The organism is Rhodococcus sp. NPDC060090, assembly GCF_042729855.1.
Taxonomy (GTDB): Bacteria; Actinomycetota; Actinomycetes; order Mycobacteriales; family Mycobacteriaceae; genus Rhodococcus.
The window spans coordinates 429,030-449,240 of record NZ_JBHWXB010000001.1; the positions used below are offsets into that span (position 1 = coordinate 429,030).

The following is a 20,211-nucleotide window of genomic DNA, read 5'->3' on the forward strand; positions in this document are numbered from 1 at the left end:
TGTCCGTATACGGACCGGCCTTCGAATTTGGTACCCGTGTCTCATTATTCGCGTTGGCCGACGGTACCGGGGAGAAGGAGTGTCATGAGCAACTCCATCAACAGCGAACTGACATCCGCACTGATCAAGACCCGGCACTTCTTCAGAAAAAATGAGCTGGTCTCACCCGACGAGCGCACTCTGACCAAGATCGGGGGGCGCTCGGGTGACGCCTTCTACCGGGACCGCTGGAGCCACGACAAGATGGTCCGGTCCACTCATGGCGTGAACTGCACCGGCTCGTGCTCATGGAACGTTTATGTCAAGGACGGCCTGATCACCTGGGAGACTCAGGCCGTCGACTATCCCACCACTGGTCCCGACAAGCCCGAGTACGAGCCGCGCGGCTGCCCCCGCGGCGCCTCGTTCTCCTGGTACACCTACTCGCCCACCAGGACTCGCTACCCCTACATCCGCGGCGTGCTGCTCGAGATGTACCGCGAGGCCCGGGAGCGGCTGGGCGACCCGGTCCTTGCCTGGGCCGACATCACCGAGGACCCGGATCGCGCCAGGCGGTACAAGCGCGCCCGCGGCAAGGGCGGCCTGGTGCGCGCGCACTGGGATGAGGCCATCGAGATCGTCGCTGCCGCGCATGTGCACACCATCCGCAAGTGGGGTCCCGACCGTATCGCGGGCTTTTCCCCGATCCCCGCAATGTCGATGATCTCGCAAGCCTCCGGCGCCCGCTTCGTCAACCTGATCGGCGGGTCGATGCTCAGCTTCTACGACTGGTACGCCGACATGCCCGTGGCATCCCCCCAGGTGTTCGGAGACCAGACCGACGTACCCGAATCCGGCGACTGGTGGGACTCGACCTACCTGATGATCTGGGGCACCAACGTGCCGGTCACGCGCACCCCCGACGCGCACTGGATGGTCGAGGCCCGATACCGCGGGCAGAAGGTCGTCGTCGTCTCCCCCGATTTCGCCGATAGCACCAAGTTCGCCGACGAGTGGCTGCCCGCTGAGCCGGGCACGGACGGCGCGCTGGCGATGGCGATGGGCCATGTGGTGCTCAAGGAGTTCTTCGTCGATACGCAGACCCCGTACTTCACCGACTACGTGAAGACGTACACGGACCTGCCGTTCCTGGTGACCCTCGATGAGGCCCGCGACGCGGACGGCGCCGTGACCCACACGGCCGGCAAGTTCCTGACGGCCTCGGATCTGCCCGACGATATCGGCGACGCCGGCGAGCACGCCGAGTTCAAGACAGTGCTGATCGATGCGGCCACCGGAAGGCCGACGGTACCGCCTGGGACGCTCGGCCACCGCTACGGCGAGTCCGACGAGGGCCGCTGGAACCTCCTGCTGGGCGATATCGATCCGCAGCTGTCCGTGTTCGACGGCGCCGACCAGACCGTCACCGTCGACATGCCGCGCTTCGATTCGGCGCAGGGACAGCCGGGCGTCATCCGACGCGGGGTTCCTGTCCGGCGGATCGGCGGCCGGCTGGTGACCACCGTGTTCGACCTGCTACTCGCCCAGTATGGTGTCGGCCGCCCGGGACTGCCCGGACAGTGGCCCACCGGCTATGACGACGCCGAGTCTCCTTACACGCCCGCATGGCAGGCGGGCATCACCGGTGTCAAAGCGGAGTCCGCCGAACGTATCGGCCGCGAGTTCGCCCGGAACGCAGCAGAATCCCGGGGGCGCTCGATGATCCTCATGGGGGCCGGCACCAATCACTGGTTCCATTCGGACACCATCTATCGGACGTTCTTGACCCTCACGACGATCACCGGCTGCCAGGGCGTCAACGGCGGCGGGTGGGCCCACTACGTCGGGCAGGAGAAGGTGCGGCCGCTCACCGGATACACACAGCTGGCAAACGGGTTGGACTGGCTACGACCGCCGCGGAACATGGTGCAGACCGCCTACTGGTATCTGCACACCGACCAGTTCCGATATGACCAGTTCGGCGCGGACACCTTGTCCGCGCGGACCGGGCAGGGACAGTTGGCCGGAATGACCACTGCGGACGTGATCGCGAAGTCCGCACGCTTGGGTTGGATGCCGTCGTACCCCACGTTCGACCGCAACCCGCTGATCCTCGCGCCTCAGGCCCGGCTGCAAGACAAGTCCACGGCGCAATACGTGGTGGACGAACTCGTGGCGGGACGGTTGAAGTTCGCCGCCGAGGATCCCGACGCCCCCGAGAATTTCCCACGGGTGCTGTCACTGTGGCGCAGCAACCTGCTCGGCTCCTCCGCCAAGGGCAACGAGTACTTCCTCAATCACCTTCTGGGCACCTCACATACGATCAGTGCCGAGGAGACCGCCGAACGTTTCCGTCCCACCGAAGTCGTCTGGCGGGACGAAGCGCCGATCGGCAAGCTCGACCTGATGGTCACGCTGGATTTCCGTATGACCAGTTCCACCCTGCTGTCCGATGTGATTCTGCCGGCGGCCACCTGGTATGAAAAACATGATCTGTCCACCACCGACATGCACCCGTTCGTCAACTCGTTCAATCCCGCCGTCCCCCCTCCGTGGCAGTCCCGGACGGACTGGGACACCTGGCAACAGATCTCACAGGTGTTCAGCACACTCGCTGTCAAGCATCTCGGCACACAGACCGACCTCGTCGCCGCGCCCCTGACCCACGACACCCCGGACGCCATGGCCTGCCCGCACGGGCGCGTGCGGGACTGGAAGTACGGTGAGTGCGACCCCGAGCCAGGGGTCACGATGCCCAAGCTCATCGAGGTCGAACGCGATTACACGGCCGTCGGCCAGATGATGCGGGGGGTCGGGCCCCTGATGGACACCCTGGGAGCCACCACCAAGGGCATCACCTATGACGTGCGCAAAGAAATCGAGCACCTCAAGCAGAAGAACGGAGTCGTCCGCGGAGGCCCGGCGGACGGCCGGCCGAACATCCGCGAGGCCGACCAGGCCTGCGAGATGGTCCTGGCCCTGTCCGGAACCACCAACGGTCGCCTCGCCACCGAGGGATTCAAGACCCTCGAGAAGCGTACCGGCACGCACCTGCACGACCTGTCCGCCGAGCACGAGGGCAAGCGGATCACCTTCGCCGACACCCAGAACGGCCCGCAGCCGGTGATCACGTCGCCGGAATGGTCCGGGTCCGAGACCGGGGGGCGACGGTACTCGCCGTTCACCATCAACGTCGAACGGCACAAACCGTGGCACACGCTGACCGGCCGCCAACATTTCTACCTCGACCACGACTGGATCATGGAGTTGGGGGAGAACCTGCCTACGTTCCGCCCGCCCCTGGACATGACGGCGCTGTTCGACGAGCCCGCCATCGGCGACACCCCCGGACACGGCATCACCGTGCGGTACCTCACCCCGCACAACAAGTGGTCGATCCACTCCGAATACCAGGACAACCTGCTGATGCTCTCGCTGTTCCGGGGTGGACCAGGGATCTGGATGAGCCCGCAGGACGCCGCGAAGATCGGCGTCCGGGACAACGAATGGGTCGAGGCGGTCAACCGCAACGGTGTGGTCAACGCCCGCGCCATCGTGTCGCACCGCATGCCGGAGGGGACGGTGTACATGTACCACTCTCAGGACCGGTTGATCGACATGCCGATATCAGACACGACCGAACAGCGAGGAGGAAACCACAATTCGTTGACCAGGTTGATGATCAAGCCTACGCACATGATCGGCGGCTATGCGCAGCTGACCTACGCATTCAACTACATGGGCCCCACCGGCAATCAGCGTGACGAGGTCACGGTGATCCGCCGCCGCAGCCAGGAAGTGAGGTACTGATGCGGATCATGGCGCAGATGGCGATGGTGATGAACCTGGACAAGTGCATCGGTTGCCATACCTGTTCAGTGACCTGCAAGCAGGTGTGGACGAACCGTTCCGGCGCTGAGCACATCTGGTTCAACAACGTCGAGACCCGCCCGGGCCAGGGGTATCCGCGCACCTACGAGAATCAGGAACGCTGGAAGGGCGGATGGAAACTCGACAAGCGCGGACGGCTGAAGCTCAAGGCGGGGGGCCGGCTGAAGAACCTTCTCACCATCTTCTCCAACCCCACCCTCCCCGGCTTCCAGGATTACTACGAGCCGTGGACGTACGACTACGAGAATCTCACCACCGCCCCGGCCCAGCAGCATATGCCGGTGGCGCGGCCCAAGTCGCTTCTCACCGGCGAGGACACGAAGGTGACATGGTCACCGAACTGGGACGACAACCTCGCGGGTTCGGTGGAGAACACCCGCAACGACCCGATCCTCGAGAAGATCGGCGACAAGGTCAAACTGGAATACGAGCAGTCGGTGATGTTCTACCTGCCGCGGATCTGCGAACACTGCCTGAACCCGTCGTGCGTGGCCTCGTGCCCCACCGGCGCGATCTACAAGCGTGAAGAGGACGGCATCGTCCTGGTCGATCAGGAACGGTGCCGCGGTTGGCGCCAGTGCGTCAGCGGCTGCCCCTACAAGAAGATGTATTTCAACCACAAGACCGGCAAGGTTGAGAAGTGCACCTTCTGCTATCCGCGCATCGAGATCGGCGAGCCCACGATCTGCTCCGAGACGTGTGTGGGGCGCCTGCGCTATCTGGGGCTGATGCTCTACGACGCCGACAAAGTGCTCGACGCCGCGTCGACCCGGGAAGAGCAGGGCCTCTACGAGGCGCAGCGTGGCGTCTTCCTGGACCCACACGACCCTGAGGTGGTCCGGCAGGCGCAGGAGGCGGGCATCCCCGACGATTGGATCGAGTATGCACAGCGTTCCCCGATCTGGGCGCTGATCAACACGTACGAAGTGGCGCTGCCACTGCACCCGGAATTCCGGACCATGCCCATGGTCTGGTACATACCGCCGCTGTCGCCGGTCGTCGATGCGGTCGGCGAGACAGGCGAGGATGCCGAGGGCAAGGACAACCTGTTTGCCGCGATCGACTCACTACGGATCCCCAGCGAGTATCTCGCCGAGCTGTTCACAGCCGGGGACACCGGCGTCGTCGACGGTGTGCTGCGCAAGCTGGCCGCGATGCGCTCGTACATGCGCGATATCAACATGGGATCGCCTGCCCAGGAGTCCATCCCGGAATCGGTCGGCCTGACCGGCCAGGAGATGACGGATATGTACCGGCTGCTCGCGATTGCCAAGTACGACGAGCGGTACGTGATCCCGCCCGCGCACTACGAGGACGCACACAAGCTGGAGAACATCGCCACCGAATGTTCCCTCGACGTCGATGGCGGACCCGGAATGGGCGGCCCGCCCGGCGGCACATTACCCACCGTCGGTAAAGACTCACACGGCATCGACCGCCCGGAAGGGGTACGGATCAACCTGCTCGATTGGGACGGCGCGGGTACGCCCGACGGCATTTTCCCCGGACCGACATCATGACCCCGCGGGTACCGAAGCTCAAATACTCCGCTGACGAACTCGCCCGAGCATGGCAATCGGCTTCGATACTGCTGGACTATCCCGACGAACGGCTGCGGGCTCGGCTCGAGCTGTTCGAGCAGGTGGCGGCAAGTCTGCCGCGAAGGCTCGGACGCGACTTGCACGACACCCTCGGGTACCTGCGTGCGCGTCCGCTGAGAGAACTGCAGAGTGAGTACGTCGACACCTTCGACACGCGTCGCCGTGGGTGCCTGTTTCTCACCTATTTCTCCAACGGTGACACCCGCAGTCGAGGGTTGGCTCTGCTACGCATCAAGCAGGTGTACACGCGAGCAGGGCTGATACTCACCGACGAGCAGCTCCCCGACCATCTGTGCGTGGTGCTGGAGTTCGCCGCGACCACAGACCAGAAGGCCGGTCTGAAGATCATTTTGGACAACCGTGCGGGTCTGGAGTTGCTGCGCCTGCATTTGACGGACATTTCGTCGCCCTGGCGGGGCGCCCTGGAGACGGTGTGCAGCACGCTGCCTCCGCTCAAGGGGCGGGACCACAAGGCCGTCGAGCAGCTCATCGCCGAGGGGCCGGTGGAAGAGCAGGTGGGGTTGGACCCGTACGGCGCCCCCGAACTACAGCCGATACCCGGAGGCCGATGATGGCAGATGTTTCGATATGGGAGGTCTTCCTGTGGCTGGTCCTTCCCTACGTGTGCCTGACCACATTCGTACTCGGCCACCTCTGGCGCTACCGGTACGACAAGTTCGGATGGACGTCCCGCTCGAGCCAGATGTACGAGAACCGCATCCTTCGCTGGGCCAACCCGATGTTCCACTTCGGTATCCTGGCCGTCGTTCTGGGGCACGTGGTGGGCCTCGGCATCCCGCAGACATGGACCGATGCCATCGGCCTCCCGGAGGGTGTCTACCATTTCTTCGCGGTCCTGCTGGGCATAATCGCGGGCGTGTTCACGCTTGCCGGCCTGGTGGGATTGTTGTACCGTCGCCGATTCACCAAATCCGTCCTCGGTGCGACCACCCCCATGGACAAGCTCATGTACCTCATGCTCGTGGTGACGATCGTGGCCGGGCTGGTCAACACCGGGACTGCGGTCGAGGGCAGCTACAACTACCGCGAAGGCGTGTCACTGTGGTTCCGCAGCATCTTCGCGTTCACGCCCGACCCGACCTACATGGTCGGCGCCCCGATCAACTTCCAAATCCATGCGGTCCTCGGAATCCTGTTGTTCGCCCTGTGGCCCTTCACGCGCCTCGTGCACGCATTCACGGTCCCGCTGAATTATCTGTTCCGGCCGCTGATCGTCTATCGCAGTCGCGACGACCATGAGGGCTCGCGGGCCCGGCGGCGGGGCTGGGACAAGGTGGACACGATCCCGCGGCGAAGGTGAACTCCCACAGTTCGGAAAGTGCCTCGTCTCGTCGAGACCATCTCACTCCCGCCCGCCCTTCAGTCCGACACGTTCGAAGCGTGTATGTGGATCGGACTGTGGGAGAAGCGCCTCCGTGGTAGATCGGTGTACGGCCGCTGGGCGAGTCAATCGCCGCTCGGCGGCAGTGTCTTGATCCACTCCGGGTCGTGTTCGGTGGGTCCGACCCGTGACGCTCCACCCGGCGAGCCGAGTTCGCCGAAGAAATCGGCGTTGGCCGCGATATAACCGACCCATACTTCGGGGGTATCGTCTTCATAGAAAATCGCTTCGACCGGGCACACCGGCTCACAAGCCCCACAGTCGACGCATTCATCGGGATGAATGTAAAGCATCCGCGTACCCTCATAGATGCAATCGACCGGGCACTCTTCGACACATGCTCGGTCCAACACATCTACGCACGGTTCGGCGATCACATATGTCATTCTCTCAACCTCCGACTGTTTCGTGTACGCCACAGGGCCGACCTCTACCCATTCGACGCAGGGTGCGTGTCACCCACAGCACGTACCGCAGATAATCCCTCTACCATCTACCGGGACGCCATGGCGACGGACAACAGGAGGACGGAATCCTCAGTTGCAGTGATCGTGCTCCTTCCCGGCGACATGATCAGCAGGGCACCAGCGCGTCCGTGCCACGAACCCGGCGGCGTTTCCAGCAGGATTCTCCCGGAGATCACGTAGATAGTGGCCTCTTTGGGACTATCGTGCTCGCCCATCTGTGCCCCTGCGCACAGCACGACGAGTGTTTGTCGAAGGCTTTTCTCATTTCCGCCGAACACGGTCGAGGACACAACCTTCTTGCCCGTCGCTGCAGCCTTGTCGTGCAATTCTCGTGAAAGGGCCTCAATAGACATCTTGTTCATACGACACATTATGCTGTTTCCGGTAGCTGACGAGAGTACGTATTGCAGGATGCCGCGGTGCGGGGCTTGCACGTCCGACGGCAGCGCGGCACCCACCGCTGTCTTGTTCATGCTGATGCCCCATTCTCGGCGGTAATATTGGTGCCGAATCGATTCCATCCTTCGGGGCCCTGTGTCGCTTGCCAGGGTGATGGGGCCATGGGAGGTGGTTATGTGGTGGGTAACCACCTCGTCGATCGCTACCTCACCGAAACCGGCACGCGCGCGGCCGGCACGCTGCACATCCCCAGCGCGGAGATCATCAGCGTTGCGCTGGGTCGACCGGCGCGTGGTTGATCGCGGACAAGGCTTCGTTGACCTCGAAGATCTTGGCCGTGATACCGAAGCCGCCCAATCGCCCGGTGTGCTTGTCGAGGTAGCGTTGCGCAGTTTCGCGCGACTCGAACAGGTAGACGCCACCGGCCTCCCCTGTATCGGAGTTCTCCGTCCACACCTTCCAGAGGAATCCGGGTTCGTCGTTGATGCTCTCGGCCAGTTCGGTGAACGCCTCGGTCATCGCCGGCCCGAACGGGCCTTCGGTGGGAAAGTCCATCTGCAGTAGGTAGGGCATGGCTGCGGCTCCTCGTCGGCGGCCAACGCGAGTCGGCGCGAAGTGCAGCATAGATAGTTGGTGCACGAAATATCGGTACACCAACCATCATTTCGGCCGCCTATGGAGCGTGGCGCGACCGGAAGTCAGCCCCCGACAACCGGCATCGAGTCGTAGTCCATGCCGGTATAGCCACACAGCTGCATCGGCGTACCGTCGATGAGGCAATTGACTGCAGCCTGCGCGAGGCGGGGCAGTATGTCGAGATAGATGGGCACCATCTGAGCACTGCCCGAACCGGCACTTCCCGTCGGCACCGCATTCGCCGCCCCCGGCACAATCAGGGCGGCAGCAGCGCAACCCATGACGACAGCAGCAAATCTACGCTTCATGAAACAAGTGCCCTTCTCACGGTTTACACGGTCGGCACTAAATCGTCGGCATTGTTCTGATTGTTACGGTGCCGCTTACCCCGGTGGACGCGGGCCGATGCTTCCCAGACATGACGCCTCGCCGGCCCGCGCATCCCACACACTACCTAGAATCGAATGTACGTTCCCATTAATCGCTGCGATGCGATCCGCTTTCATGGCAGAGTTCCGCAACGTGCCCTCGGAGCACGGATCAGATTGTTTCCGGATCAACCTTCCCGTGTGGAGTGGTGACATTCAGAGACAGACCGGCAATGAGCGCGGCCAGGCGAGCCGCTTCCATCTCGGGCTGCTTGACGCGCATCATATTCAGCGCTTCAACAAGGACGGTGTCGAGGTCTGCCGCCATCCGACTTGTCACCGGAGCGAATGCAGGGTTGATCCGGGCGGCGGTGATGACCTCCATCAAGATGACGGCTTCCCTGCTTCTCCCATCATCCAATGGAACCAGTTCCTCGAGCACGGAAATCAGATGACCCCCGCCCGCCGCAGTCACCGTCGCAACGACCAGGGACGGTGATCAGCAAAGTAGTGACGCACAGACCCGATGTTCAAACCGGACTCCGCGACTACCTTCCGAAAAGTCACGGCTGCAATACCTTCCGCAAACAACCAGACGCAGGGCCGCTTCGGTGATATCGCGGCGCCGCTCGTCGGGATCGATCTGCACAGGTATCGTCCCACTCTGAATCCCTGGCCGGAAATATCACACGCGTGATACAAGGATGTGGTCGTCCGACACTGCGAAGGGGCAGTCATGAACGAGGCGAAAGCCATCACCAGCAACCAGGCCAACTGGGACGATCGTGCCGACATCCATGTTCGGTCGGAGATGTACGACGTCGAGGGCTTCCTGACCGATCCGACGAGGATTTCCGGCGTCGTTCGCAAGGACCTCGCAGTGCTGGCACCCCACTTGCCGGAACCCGGCGTCAGCGACCTCTCGTTGCTGCACTTGCAGTGCCACATCGGCATCGACACCATCTCGTGGGCACGACTCGGCGCCGCCGACGTTCACGGCCTCGACTTCTCGCCCAACTCGCTACGCCACGCAAGGCGGATCGCCGACGCCGATGGCCACAACATCACGTGGGTAGAGAGCGACGCCCGTCATGCCTCGACGCTGATCGACCGCTGCTTCGACGTCGTCGTGACCAGTACAGGAACGATAGTCTGGCTCCCGGACCTCGCCGCGTGGGCACAGTCCATCCACGACCTCCTCGAACCGGGCGGAGTGTTCATGATCCGCGACGATCACCCCATCCTCGGAGCAATGGCATTCGAACCCTGGGAAATCAAGGACGACTATCTCAGCGGCGGAGGTGCCCGCACCTACGAAGATGCCGGCACATACACCGACGGCCCGAGGGAAGTCGAGCACGTCACCAACCACGAGTGGCGTCACGACCTGAGTGAAGTCGTCGGTTCGCTGCTCGACGCCGGACTCACGATCGAAACCCTCGCCGAGTTTCCCCACATGGATTGGCCTGCATTCGCCGAACTCATCCCGTGCGACCAGGGATGGACACTTCCCGAAGGGTCACCACGGATTCCCCTGACCTTCGCCGTGGTCGCGCGACGTTCGCGTTCCTGAGCTGCGACGCTCAGTGCGCGTCGAACCGCTTCAGCGCAAGTGCGGCGTGCGTGGCCCCCGCCCCGGCTCTTAGCGCCGCGGCGATGAGTCCAGCCTCTGCTACCTCTGCGCGTGTCGCACCGGCTTTCTTCGCGGTACCCGCGTGCACGTCGATGCAGTACACGCACTGCGTGACATGAGCGCAGGCAAGCGCGATCAGCTCTCGATATTCTCGGGGGATCTCACCGTCATCGCGACCGACGACGCCGTCGAGGCGTGCCCAGGCCGCGAATTCTTCCGGGGCTTCTTTCCCGAGTTCAGCGAGGTACTTCAGATCGTCGGTGTCGTGGATGCGCCATGACGTTCCTTCCGAGACGAGCGGTACATGCTGATCTCAGCGTAAGGCCTCGAGCCCGGCGTGAACCGGCATCACGCCGGATCTGCCTCCGCAAGCGCCTTGAGGTTACGCAGTTGCCGTCGAGCCATCACAAGGTCGCCGACGGAGACCACGGGAGCAAGCCACCGGTTCCCGCTCATGACGACCTTCATCAGCAAACGAGTGGTGTCGTCGCCGGCTGGTACGAGAACGTACGACAGGACACCACCCATGATGCGGCCCGTGTAATGCACCTGTGTTTCGATCGACAACACCCGCCCTTGCGGACGACCCGCCGTGCTGGTGAAGTGGTCGCCGGGTACCGGTTGCGGGAAACCCAGCAGCCGCTGCGGTGAGCGTTTACCGAGGTTGTCGATCCAGTCGTACGCATACGGCGCCCACTGGATCTGCGTCACCCACGGCCACACCGCCTCAGGTCGAGCCTTCACGCTGATGCCTCGCCATGCCGCCAGACTCGGCGAGGGGACGATATCGTCGCACGGGTAGTGGCGGGCGATCTCCTCGTCGGTGACGCCCCACCTATCTCCGATCATGTGCTCTCCCCTGGTTGGCATTCCGGCGCCGGTTGGTTACCAGTGTGCTCTCGTCATCTGACATTGCAACCGTCCCTCGACAGCGGCCCTTGGCAGAGAACGATTCTTCATAGACAATGCGTCCAGTAGTTGGATGCCGTGAACGTCGAACCGTCCGAGATGCGAGAGTGCCTACATGTCTTCAGAACTCACCGGCAAGACAGCCATCGTCACAGGTGGAGCCACTGGAATCGGTCGCGCGACGGTCGAACACTTCGTCCGCGAAGGCGCTCGCGTTGTGATTGCCGATGTGAATCGCGACGAAGGTAAGGCACTGGCCGACGCCCTCGCCCCCGCAGCGGTGTTCCGGGAAACCGATGTTTCCGACATCGACCAGGTGCGAGCGCTGGTTGACTTCGCGGTACAGACATTCGGGGGTCTCGACGTACTGGTCAACAACGCCGGTATTTCCGGCCCGATCCATGCCAGCTTCCTCGATGACGACCTCGAAGCCTTCGACAAGATTTTCGCCATCAACCTGCGCGCCGTGATGGTGGGTACGCAGGCAGCAGCCAAATACATGGCGGCGAACGGTGGCGGATCGATCATCAACACGTCCTCGATCGGCGGCATCATGGCCGGCCGAGGAGTAATCACGTACCGGGCGTCCAAAGCCGCCGTCATCCACTTCACGAAGTCGGCGGCCATCGACCTCGGTGTCCACGGGATCCGCGTGAACTGCCTTGCACCGGGGAGCATCCCGACAACACTGCTGGCGTCTTCGACCACCGAGCTCGAGGGCGAGGAGCGCGAGGCGATGATCGCGAGCGTGCGCACCACGCAGTCGAAGAAGCGGCCTCTCAACCGCGAGGGCACGGTCGACGACGCGGCCGAGGCCGCCGTCTATCTGGCCAGCGACCGCGCCGCCTACGTCACCGGCGCTGTCCTGCGTGTCGACGGCGGCACAGCCGCGGGCAGCACGATGACGACGCCGGGTCAGAGCTGAAGTCGGAACTCCCTGCCATCACCAACTCACGGGCAGGGAGTAGACACCGTAGGCGAGCCGATCGTGCTTGAACTCGATCTGTTCGATGGGGACGGCGAGCTTCAGGGTCGGGATGCGGCGTATGAGCGTGGAGAACGCGACCTGAAGTTCGACGCGGGCGAGCTGCTGACCGATGCAGCCGTGCGGACCGAATCCGAAGGCGAGATGCTTGTTCCCCGCCCGAGCCACGTCGAGCCGGCGCGGTTCGTCGAAAGTCCGCGCATCCCAGCTGCCCGCGGAATAGTCGAGAACAACACCCTCACCGGCACGAATCACGACGTCACCGATCTCGATGTCTGCCAGAGCAATCCGACGCTGCCCGTTGTGGACGATGCTCAGGTATCGCAGGAGTTCTTCGACTGCAGTGGCGATGGCCTTGGGATCGTCGTTGTTGCGCAGGAGCTCGAGCTGCTCGGGATTCTGGAGGAGCGCCAGCGTTCCGAGTGAGATGATGCCGGCGCTGGTCTCGTGCCCGGCCGACAGCAGTCCGTTGGCAAGCGCGACACCCTCGTCGATCGTCATGTCGCCCGCACGAATGTTGTCGGCGAACTCCGCAATCACACCCGTCGACTCCTCCGAGGAAGCAAGTCGCTCTTCGATGACCTCGCGCATGTAACCGCGCATCGCCGTGAACAGTCGCTCCTGCAGCTCCGGCGTGGCGTAACGATCCATCGCCGCCGAAGCGTGTTCCTGGAAAAAATCATGATTGTCGTAGGGAACTCCGAGCAGCTCGCAGATCATGAACGACGGAAGCGGCAGACCCAATGCCGGTACGAGGTCGACCGGATTCGGCCCGGCGAGCATGTCGTCGATGAGCTTGTCGGTGACCTGCTGGATCTTTTCGCGCTGCGCTTCGACACGCTTGTACGAGAAGGTACGTGTCATCATGCGCCGGAGTCTCAGGTGCCCGGGCCCATCGGTGTTGAAGATGCTGTCGGGTCGCATCGGAGCGATCGCCGCCCTGCCCGCATTCCAGTGCGGGAAACCTGTCAGGCGATCGTCGGTGCTGATGCGGGGATCCAGTGCCAGCACACGTAATTCGGCGTTTCCGGTGACCAGCCACGGCGTGCTGCCATCCCAGATGCGGACGCGCCTCAGTGGCCGGTTGGCCGCCGAGTCGATGAGTTCTGCCGGGACGTCGAACGGGCAGCGCGCGTCGCGTTCGACGGGGAAGTTCAGCACGGCCTCATCGACGCCGGTCGTGGAATTCTCTGTCATGTATTTTTCTCTCCGTAACCATGATTGGGGAACGAGAGCGTGACGCCGTCCATCTCTCCGCTGTCCCGCCACCGGGCCAGCATGTCGAAGAACTGGATCGGACCGCCCCCGTAGTTGGCTGCGACGAGCCCGTCGGGATTGCCGCTGTCGCCCTCGTTGTCGAGGTAGCTGGGGGTGCAGTCCGCGTAGAAGGCCTGACCCGGCTTGGAGAGGTCCTTCATGGTGGCGACCCAACCGTCTTCCGCCTCGAGGTCGGCCTCGATCGTGGTGGCGCCCCGCTCGACGCGCTGCTGAAGCAGATAGACGAGGTGGCGGGCGCGTTCCTCTGCGGTGTGCGTGTAGTTGTTCGCGATACCGGTCTGCGTGTATCCGAGGAAGAAGCAGTTGGGGAATCCGTTGGACTGCAGGCCGTGGAAGGTGCGCGGTCCGCTTTTCCACTTGTCGCTCAGGTGGATGCCGTCGCGGCCGATGATGTCGAACCCGGCGCGACGGGTGTAGCTGCTGCTGACGTCGTATCCCGTTGCGAAGATCAGCGCGTCGACCTTGTATTCCTTGCCGCCGACGACCACACCGTCGCGGGTCAGTCGCTCGATTCCGCGCCCGTCGGTGTCGACGAGTTCGACGTTGTCACGGTTGAACGTGGGCAGGAATTCGTCGTGGAACCCGACGCGCTTGCAGAGCCTCTTGTACCAGGGCTTGAGTGCCTCGGCGGTGGCCTTGTCGGTGACGATGGAGTCGATTCTGGTGCGCACACGCTCCATGGATTTGTAGTCGGACTCGAACAGGAACTCGCCGATCTCCTCCGGGGTCATCGGTGTGCCGCGGCGGTCGTTCTCCTGCTGGATCGCGGTCTTGGTGACCTCGGATGCCACGCGGGTCCAGCCGTCGTCGACGAGGTCGGTGTGGCTTTCCATGCCCGCGGTGTAACGGGTGAAGTTCTCCATCCGCTCGCGTTGCCATCCGGGCTCGAGATTCGCGGCCCACTCGGGGTCGGTGGGTTTGTTGCCCCGTTCGTCGACGGCATTCGGTGTGCGCTGGAAGACATAGAGCTGCTGGGCCCATCGACCGAGATGGGGCACCACCTGCAGACCGGTGGCGCCCGTGCCGACGACGCCCACGGACTTGTCCTGCAGCCCGGTCAGCTCACCGGACTCGCCTCCCCCGGTGTACGCGTAGTCCCAGCGGCTGGTGTGGAAGGTATGGCCTTCGAACTCGTTGATTCCGGGAATGCCAGGAAGTTTCGGACGTACAAGCGAACCCGGTGAGACCACCACGATCCGGGCGCGGATGTGGTCGCCGCGATCGGTCTCCACGATCCAGCGTTCGTCCGCTTCGTCCCACACCATCTCCGTGACGGTGGTGTGGAAGAGCGCGTCGCGCACCAGGTCGTACTTGTGCGCGATCGCCTCCAGATGCTCACGGATCTCGGTGCCGTACGCGTACTTCTGGGTGGGGACGTAGCCGAGTTCTTCCAGGAGCGGCATGTAGATGTACGACTCGATGTCGCATTGGACGCCCGGATAGCGGTTCCAGTACCAGGTTCCGCCGACACCGCCGGCCCGGTCGAGCAGCCTGATGTCGTCGAGGCCCGCCTCACGCATCCGTGCCGCGGCGATCAGGCTACCGAGTCCGGCGCCGATCATCAGGATCTCGACCTCGTCGGTCACCGGATCGCGCTCGACACGTTCGGCGTAGGGATCGTCCTCCCAGTGCGAGAATTCGGCAGTGACTTCGACGAACTGCTCGACACCGTCGCGTCGGAGCCGCTTGTCACGCTCGTAAGCGTGCTTGGCCCGCACCCAATCCGGGTCGAAGCCTTCGGGTTTCGGTCCCGGCGGCGTCAACGTCTCCGGCATACTCGGTTCCTTTCGCTTCTCGGCAGGTTGCTGCTCATGCGAAGCGTTCGCGCAGCGGCCGGTCGTCGGGGGTCGATCGGTAGATCCCGCGATCGATCATGCGGGGAATCACCTCGTCGATGAAGTCGCGGATCGATGCCGGGCCGACAGGGAACATGAGGTTGAACCCTCCGACGTTGCCGTCGTCGTACCACGCCTCGAAATCGTCGACGATGTCGTCGTACGACCCGACGAACTTACGGTGCTGGGCACCGCCCCGACCGAGCGACTGGGCCGTGACCTGGCGGACCGTGGCGCCGGGATGTGCCTCGATCCAGTCGTAGAGACCGACGTAGTTCCCGAAGGTGCTCTTGATGGTCTTCTCGACATCGGCCGGCTTCGGCATCTTCTCGAAAGGGAACCGGTCTTCGACACTGTCGAACGAAATCGGCTCCAACCCGAACTGCACCAGCACTTTCGGCGCGAGGAGTTCCCACGGGACGAACTCGTCCAGGGCGAGCATCTGCTCCTCGGCCTCCTTCGCAGTGCGCGCGACATAGGGAATGAGGCCGGGCACTGCCGGGACGCTCCCGACGGGGCGTCCTGCGTCGGCGAGCGCCTTGTCGAGATCCTCCCGGTATGCGGCCGCGCGCTCCCGGTTGGATGCTGCAGTGAACACCATGTCGGCGTGCCGCGCGGCGACCTTGATGCCAGGACCGGATCCACCCGCCTGCGCGACCAATGGTCGGCCCTGACGGCTCGGCGCGACGTTGAGCGGGCCGATGACGCTGAAGGACTCGCCCTTGTGGTTGATCGGCGAGGCGTAGTAGCGCGTGACGCCATCGGGGTCGCGGCGCACCTCCCGATTGGCCCAGAGGGCTTCGGTGACGTCGAGGAATTCCGTGGCGCGCCGGTATCGGGTCTCGCGGTCGGGGTGGCTGGTCTTGCTGTAGTTCAGTGCAAGCGCGTCGCCGACGGTGGTGACCGCGTTGAGCCCGGCTCGTCCGTCGGATGCCTGGTCGAGCGAGGCGATGAGGCGTGCGAGTGTGTACGGGTCGTAGAACGTCGTGGATGCGGTGGCGATGAGACCGACGTACTTGGTCTCGCGGGCCATCGCGGTCAGCGCGGTGATCGGCTCGGCCGGCCCTCCGTCGAATGCGGGTGAGTTCGGCATGCCGGGTACGTCGCCGAGGAAGATCGCGGTGAAGAGCCCTTCATCGCCGAGGTGGCCGTAGGTCATCAGCCGCTCGAACGGGTCTATGAGCGCCGTACCGGCGTGGTGCTGCTGTTCGTACGAGGGAGCCCCCATGTGGAGGTTGATGTCGTTGCCGACGAGGTTCAGATGGAGATAACGCCGAGTCGTCATGGGGCGTCCTTCAGATCAGAGGTGGCATCGAGAGTCGTCCTGTAATCCCAGTCACACGCTATAGATGGATGGTTCGACAAGTCAATAGACGGTTCGTCCATCTTTTGAACGAATTGGCTTGCTTACATGCTCGCTCATGTCTTCATCGCTTCGGAACGTGTCGGGACGCGATCCGCGACAGCAGCACGACCTGCTGCAATCCCCCACACCCCGGCGACCGCGAGGGTGGCACCGGCGCCGCCGTAGACCATCCCGCTCGGGTTGGCCATCACGTTGCCCGCCGCATACAATCCTTCGATCGCATCGCCGTCGACGTCGAGAACCCGCCCCTCGACGTCGGTGCGAGGGCCGCCCTTCGTGCCGAGCGCCGAACTGATCACCTCGACGGCATAGAACGGCGCCGTCCAGACCGGGCCGAGCGTTGCACCGGGGGAATCCGGGTCGCCCATCCTCCCACCGGGGAAACGATCGAACGCACTACGGCCCCGCGAGAAATCCGGGTCGACGCCTTGCGCCGCATGGCCGTTGAACCGTGCGACGGTGTCCGTCACCGAGTCGATCGGAAGATCCAGTGCTGCAGCCAGTTCCGACATGGACGACGCCCGGACGACCCACTCGGGCACCGGAGCCCCCGGGCGACCGCCGAATACGCCGAAGCGGTCGACGGTGGACTGGTCGAAGATCATGTACGCCGGGAGATTCGGGTAGTCGAGTCGCGATTCGTCGAGATGATGGAAGGCACCACCGAACGCGTTGTAGTTCGCCGCCTCGTTGGCGAAGCGGCGACCGTAGCGGTTGACCATGATCGAGCCGGGAAGCGCCCGCTCGCGCGACGACAGCATCGCGATCGGCTCACCGTCGCGCCGGATGCCCGGACACGGCACCGACGGCGACCACCACGCCTCACGCATATTGCCCAGGCGGGCACCGACTCTCATGGCCATCTTCAGGCCGTCTCCGGTGTTCGTCGGTGCACCGATGGGGCGCGTCAGCGGCCCGCGCAGGAAGTCGCGCACCAGATCCGGGTCGTACTCGAACCCTCCGGTCGCGAGCACAATCGCCGAGGCTCCGATCGTCCTCACGCCGTCGTCGGTCTCGACCTCGACACCGTCGACGACGTCGTCGTCGGTGCACAGCCGCAGCGCCCGGGCCCCGGTCCGCACGTCGACCCCGTGCTGGAGGCACGCCTTCAGGAGGCCACCGACCAGCGCGCGACCCAGCCCTTCTTCCTTGGCTTCCGCGCGGGCAGCGAGAACCTCCGGCGCGACGACCCCCGTCCCGCCGCCGAGTGGCATTTCGACCAGCACGATGCGTTGGATATCGCCGGCGATGCGGTCGATCCACTCCTCGATCCCGGCGAAGGAGAACAGCCCGGGCTCGAGAGTCCGGCCACCATGGGGCTTCCCACCGGGATGCTCGGGGTGGTAGTCGGGATACCCCTCGACGAGCTGGAGGCGTAGGTCGGTGTGCTCGCGCAGGAAGTCGACAAACCCAGGGCCGCCGGAGATCAGCGCCTCGGCAAGATCGGGCAGGATCATCCCGTTGGACAGGCTCGAGAGGTAGGCCAGGCCTTCCTCGAGTGAGTCGTCGACGCCGTTCTCGGCCGCGACCGGGTTGCCCGGAACCCAGATTCCCGCACCGGACAGTGCGGTCGTGCCACCGATCAGCTCGGCTTTCTCGAGCACCGCCACGTCGGCGCCTTCCAGCGCGGCGGCGAGCGCGGCGGTGAGGCCGGCAGCTCCCGACCCGAGAACGACTACGTCGTACATCTCCTGCATAGGTATTCGACCCACCATCTCTTCGCCGCATGTTGTACATATTGAACAGCTGGTCTCTATTGATGCACTTTCGCTATGGTAATCAGGATCACAACACGCCACAAGAGCCCACTCGAACCGGAGGCCGGAGTGTCCGAACCCGAAACATACGACGTCATCGTCCTCGGCAGCGGCGCCGCCGGACTCACCGCCGCGTTCACCGCAGCACACGAAGGCGCCAGAGTCACCATCGTGGAGAAGAACCACCGGATCGGCGGCACGACCGCCTGGTCGGGAGGTCACGTCTGGATCCCGAACAACCCGTACATGACCGATATCGGCGCCACGGACAGCGTCGACGACGCCATGACCTACCTGATGTCACTCGGCCGCGGCATCCTCGACGAACGCCTGGCCCGTGCCTTCGTGGACGCCGGACCGAAGATGGTGCGCGCACTCGCCGACGACGGCGGCGTCAAGTTCTTCGCCGTGCCGGGCCTACCCGACTACCACCCGTCGAACCCCGGCGGTAAACCCGAGGGCGGCCGGACACTCGGGCAGGAACTGTTCCCCTTCCCCACCCTCGGCGAGTGGCAGGACAAAGTCGAGGTGACGCCCTACTACTCCCCCTACCTGCGCATGGACGAGACCGCGATCGGCTGCGCAGTCCCCAAGGCACCCACCGAGGAGGAGAAGGCACACCGCGAGGCCGACGACCTGCGCGGCATGGGCGGCGGCCTCGTCGGCGCCCTCCTGAACGCCTGCCTCCAGGCGGGCGTCACTATCGAGGTGTCCACGGCGGCACACGACCTGATCATCGAAGACGGCCGGGCGACCGGTGTTGTCGTCGAGACCGCAGAGGGACGACAGACCCTCCACGCCACGCGCGCCGTCATCCTCGCAACCGGCGGGTTCGAGTGGAACGAGGAGTACCGCGCCGCATTCCTGCGCGGCCACGTCACGAAACCCGCCTCGATCCCCACCAACACCGGCGACGGCCTGCGCATGGCGATGCGCGCGGGCGCAGCACTCCAGAACATGCGCGAAGCCTGGTGGATCCCCATCACCGAACTCCCCGAGGGCATCAACTCGATGAACCTCGAGATGATCAACGGCGACCGCACCCGGCCACGCAGCATCATGGTGAACCGCACCGGCCGACGCTTCACCAACGAGGCCGTCAGCTACAACTCCGTCGTGGGCGCATTCCACCAGGAGGACGTCACCGCATTCCGGTACGCCAACCTGCCCGCGTGGCTGGTCTTCGACCACACCTACCTCACCACCTACGGATCGACGGGTCGCGCCTACGCGGGCACCACACCTCCGTGGCTGGTCGAGGCACCCACACTCCGCGACCTCGCTCTGACGCTCGGTGTCCCCGGCGACGAACTCGAGCGCACCGTCGAGCAGTGGAACACGAACGTCGCAGCGGGCAAAGACCCGCACTTCGGCCGCGGCGAAAGCGCCCACGACCGCTGGTGGGGCGACCCGTACAAGAAGGGCAGCATCGACGGCACCCTCGGACCGATCACCGACGGTCCGTTCTACGCCATGGAACTGACCGCCGGCGTGATCGGCACCAAGGGCGGACCCAAAGTCGACGAGAACGCCCGCGTCATCGACCTCGACGGCAACGTGATCACCGGACTGTATGCGGCGGGCAACGTCTCGTCACCGACCGGCGCCTCCTACGGGGGACCCGGCGGAACACTCGGCCCGGGAATGACATTCGCGTGGATCGCCGGGCGGCACGCGGTCGATACCCGTCAATGAACTTTGGTGT

The 20,211-nt window shown here is 64.2% G+C and carries 20 protein-coding genes; 9 read left to right on the forward strand and 11 right to left on the reverse strand.

Annotation, left to right across the window (positions count from 1 at the left end; genetic code table 11):
- Nucleotides 1–84: 84 nt before the first annotated feature.
- From ACFWCF_RS01835 to narI, 4 genes are read left to right on the forward strand one after another with little or no spacing between them, the layout of a single operon-like run.
- Nucleotides 85–3,789, forward strand: a complete 3,705-nt coding sequence (locus ACFWCF_RS01835; RefSeq protein ID WP_378556420.1) for a nitrate reductase subunit alpha — start codon at nucleotides 85–87, stop codon at nucleotides 3,787–3,789.
- Nucleotides 3,789–5,390 (forward strand): nitrate reductase subunit beta, encoded by a 1,602-nt coding sequence (gene narH / locus ACFWCF_RS01840; RefSeq protein WP_378556423.1) that lies wholly within the window; start codon nucleotides 3,789–3,791, stop codon nucleotides 5,388–5,390. Before ACFWCF_RS01835 ends, narH begins: the two co-directional genes overlap by 1 nt.
- Nucleotides 5,387–6,043, forward strand: a complete 657-nt coding sequence (gene narJ / locus ACFWCF_RS01845) for a nitrate reductase molybdenum cofactor assembly chaperone (protein ID WP_378556426.1) — start codon at nucleotides 5,387–5,389, stop codon at nucleotides 6,041–6,043. Before narH ends, narJ begins: the two co-directional genes overlap by 4 nt.
- The gene (gene narI, locus ACFWCF_RS01850) at nucleotides 6,043–6,792 is read left to right on the forward strand and encodes a respiratory nitrate reductase subunit gamma (RefSeq protein WP_378556676.1); all 750 of its coding nucleotides are present in this window, start codon (nucleotides 6,043–6,045) and stop codon (nucleotides 6,790–6,792) included. Before narJ ends, narI begins: the two co-directional genes overlap by 1 nt.
- Nucleotides 6,793–6,938: 146 nt before the next feature.
- On the opposite strand, the gene fdxA is transcribed toward narI, so the two are convergent.
- Together fdxA and ACFWCF_RS01860 are read right to left on the reverse strand one after the other, a co-directional pair.
- On the reverse strand, nucleotides 6,939–7,259 hold the full coding sequence (gene fdxA, locus ACFWCF_RS01855; RefSeq protein ID WP_378556429.1) for a ferredoxin: 321 nt from the start codon (nucleotides 7,257–7,259) through the stop codon (nucleotides 6,939–6,941).
- A 107-nt stretch (nucleotides 7,260–7,366) separates the two neighbouring features.
- A complete protein-coding gene (locus ACFWCF_RS01860; protein ID WP_378556432.1) occupies nucleotides 7,367–7,813 on the reverse strand; it encodes a LuxR family transcriptional regulator in 447 nt (148 codons plus the stop codon).
- Between the two features lie 87 nt (nucleotides 7,814–7,900).
- Here ACFWCF_RS01860 and ACFWCF_RS01865 point away from each other — a divergent pair, with 87 nt between their 5' ends.
- Nucleotides 7,901–8,038, forward strand: coding sequence for a hypothetical protein (locus ACFWCF_RS01865; protein WP_378556435.1), 138 nt, complete (start codon nucleotides 7,901–7,903; stop codon nucleotides 8,036–8,038).
- Here ACFWCF_RS01865 and ACFWCF_RS01870 read toward each other — a convergent pair.
- The 3 genes from ACFWCF_RS01870 to ACFWCF_RS01880 all read right to left on the reverse strand — a co-directional run bounded on the left by ACFWCF_RS01870 (nucleotide 8,004) and on the right by ACFWCF_RS01880 (nucleotide 9,185).
- Nucleotides 8,004–8,312, reverse strand: coding sequence for a monooxygenase (locus ACFWCF_RS01870; protein ID WP_378556438.1), 309 nt, complete (start codon nucleotides 8,310–8,312; stop codon nucleotides 8,004–8,006). The genes ACFWCF_RS01865 and ACFWCF_RS01870 overlap by 35 nt on opposite strands.
- Before the next feature lie 125 nt (nucleotides 8,313–8,437).
- The gene (locus ACFWCF_RS01875; RefSeq protein WP_378556441.1) at nucleotides 8,438–8,683 is read right to left on the reverse strand and encodes a hypothetical protein; all 246 of its coding nucleotides are present in this window, start codon (nucleotides 8,681–8,683) and stop codon (nucleotides 8,438–8,440) included.
- A 232-nt stretch (nucleotides 8,684–8,915) separates the two neighbouring features.
- A complete protein-coding gene (locus ACFWCF_RS01880) occupies nucleotides 8,916–9,185 on the reverse strand; it encodes a TetR family transcriptional regulator C-terminal domain-containing protein (protein WP_378556444.1) in 270 nt (89 codons plus the stop codon).
- A gap of 294 nt (nucleotides 9,186–9,479) precedes the next feature.
- Here ACFWCF_RS01880 and ACFWCF_RS01885 point away from each other — a divergent pair, with 294 nt between their 5' ends.
- The gene (locus ACFWCF_RS01885; RefSeq protein ID WP_378556447.1) at nucleotides 9,480–10,316 is read left to right on the forward strand and encodes a class I SAM-dependent methyltransferase; all 837 of its coding nucleotides are present in this window, start codon (nucleotides 9,480–9,482) and stop codon (nucleotides 10,314–10,316) included.
- A 10-nt stretch (nucleotides 10,317–10,326) separates the two neighbouring features.
- Here ACFWCF_RS01885 and ACFWCF_RS01890 read toward each other — a convergent pair whose 3' ends face one another.
- A complete protein-coding gene (locus ACFWCF_RS01890) occupies nucleotides 10,327–10,536 on the reverse strand; it encodes a carboxymuconolactone decarboxylase family protein (RefSeq protein ID WP_378556679.1) in 210 nt (69 codons plus the stop codon).
- Between ACFWCF_RS01890 and ACFWCF_RS01895 the strand changes: the two genes are divergently transcribed.
- The gene (locus ACFWCF_RS01895; RefSeq protein WP_378556450.1) at nucleotides 10,492–10,656 is read left to right on the forward strand and encodes a hypothetical protein; all 165 of its coding nucleotides are present in this window, start codon (nucleotides 10,492–10,494) and stop codon (nucleotides 10,654–10,656) included. The genes ACFWCF_RS01890 and ACFWCF_RS01895 overlap by 45 nt on opposite strands.
- A 68-nt stretch (nucleotides 10,657–10,724) precedes the next feature.
- Here the strand turns inward: ACFWCF_RS01895 and ACFWCF_RS01900 are convergent, their stop codons facing one another.
- Nucleotides 10,725–11,225, reverse strand: a complete 501-nt coding sequence (locus ACFWCF_RS01900; protein WP_378556453.1) for a polyketide cyclase — start codon at nucleotides 11,223–11,225, stop codon at nucleotides 10,725–10,727.
- A gap of 175 nt (nucleotides 11,226–11,400) precedes the next feature.
- On the opposite strand from ACFWCF_RS01900, the gene ACFWCF_RS01905 reads away from it, so the two are divergent.
- Nucleotides 11,401–12,210: an SDR family NAD(P)-dependent oxidoreductase gene (locus tag ACFWCF_RS01905; RefSeq protein ID WP_378556456.1), complete on the forward strand. Its 810-nt coding sequence runs from the start codon at nucleotides 11,401–11,403 to the stop codon at nucleotides 12,208–12,210.
- 18 nt (nucleotides 12,211–12,228) lie between these two features.
- Here the strand turns inward: ACFWCF_RS01905 and ACFWCF_RS01910 are convergent, their stop codons facing one another.
- From ACFWCF_RS01910 to ACFWCF_RS01925, 4 genes are all read right to left on the reverse strand, one after another.
- Nucleotides 12,229–13,467 (reverse strand): cytochrome P450, encoded by a 1,239-nt coding sequence (locus ACFWCF_RS01910; protein ID WP_378556460.1) that lies wholly within the window; start codon nucleotides 13,465–13,467, stop codon nucleotides 12,229–12,231.
- Nucleotides 13,464–15,323, reverse strand: coding sequence for a flavin-containing monooxygenase (locus tag ACFWCF_RS01915; RefSeq protein WP_378556463.1), 1,860 nt, complete (start codon nucleotides 15,321–15,323; stop codon nucleotides 13,464–13,466). The genes ACFWCF_RS01910 and ACFWCF_RS01915 overlap by 4 nt, the downstream gene beginning before the upstream one ends.
- Nucleotides 15,324–15,357: 34 nt before the next feature.
- The gene (locus ACFWCF_RS01920; RefSeq protein ID WP_378556466.1) at nucleotides 15,358–16,668 is read right to left on the reverse strand and encodes an NtaA/DmoA family FMN-dependent monooxygenase; all 1,311 of its coding nucleotides are present in this window, start codon (nucleotides 16,666–16,668) and stop codon (nucleotides 15,358–15,360) included.
- Nucleotides 16,669–16,802: 134 nt separating this feature from the next.
- The gene (locus tag ACFWCF_RS01925; RefSeq protein ID WP_378556469.1) at nucleotides 16,803–18,437 is read right to left on the reverse strand and encodes an FAD-dependent oxidoreductase; all 1,635 of its coding nucleotides are present in this window, start codon (nucleotides 18,435–18,437) and stop codon (nucleotides 16,803–16,805) included.
- Between the two features lie 138 nt (nucleotides 18,438–18,575).
- Here ACFWCF_RS01925 and ACFWCF_RS01930 point away from each other — a divergent pair, with 138 nt between their 5' ends.
- Nucleotides 18,576–20,201, forward strand: a complete 1,626-nt coding sequence (locus ACFWCF_RS01930; protein WP_378556472.1) for an FAD-dependent oxidoreductase — start codon at nucleotides 18,576–18,578, stop codon at nucleotides 20,199–20,201.
- The last annotated feature ends 10 nt before the right edge of the window (nucleotides 20,202–20,211 follow it).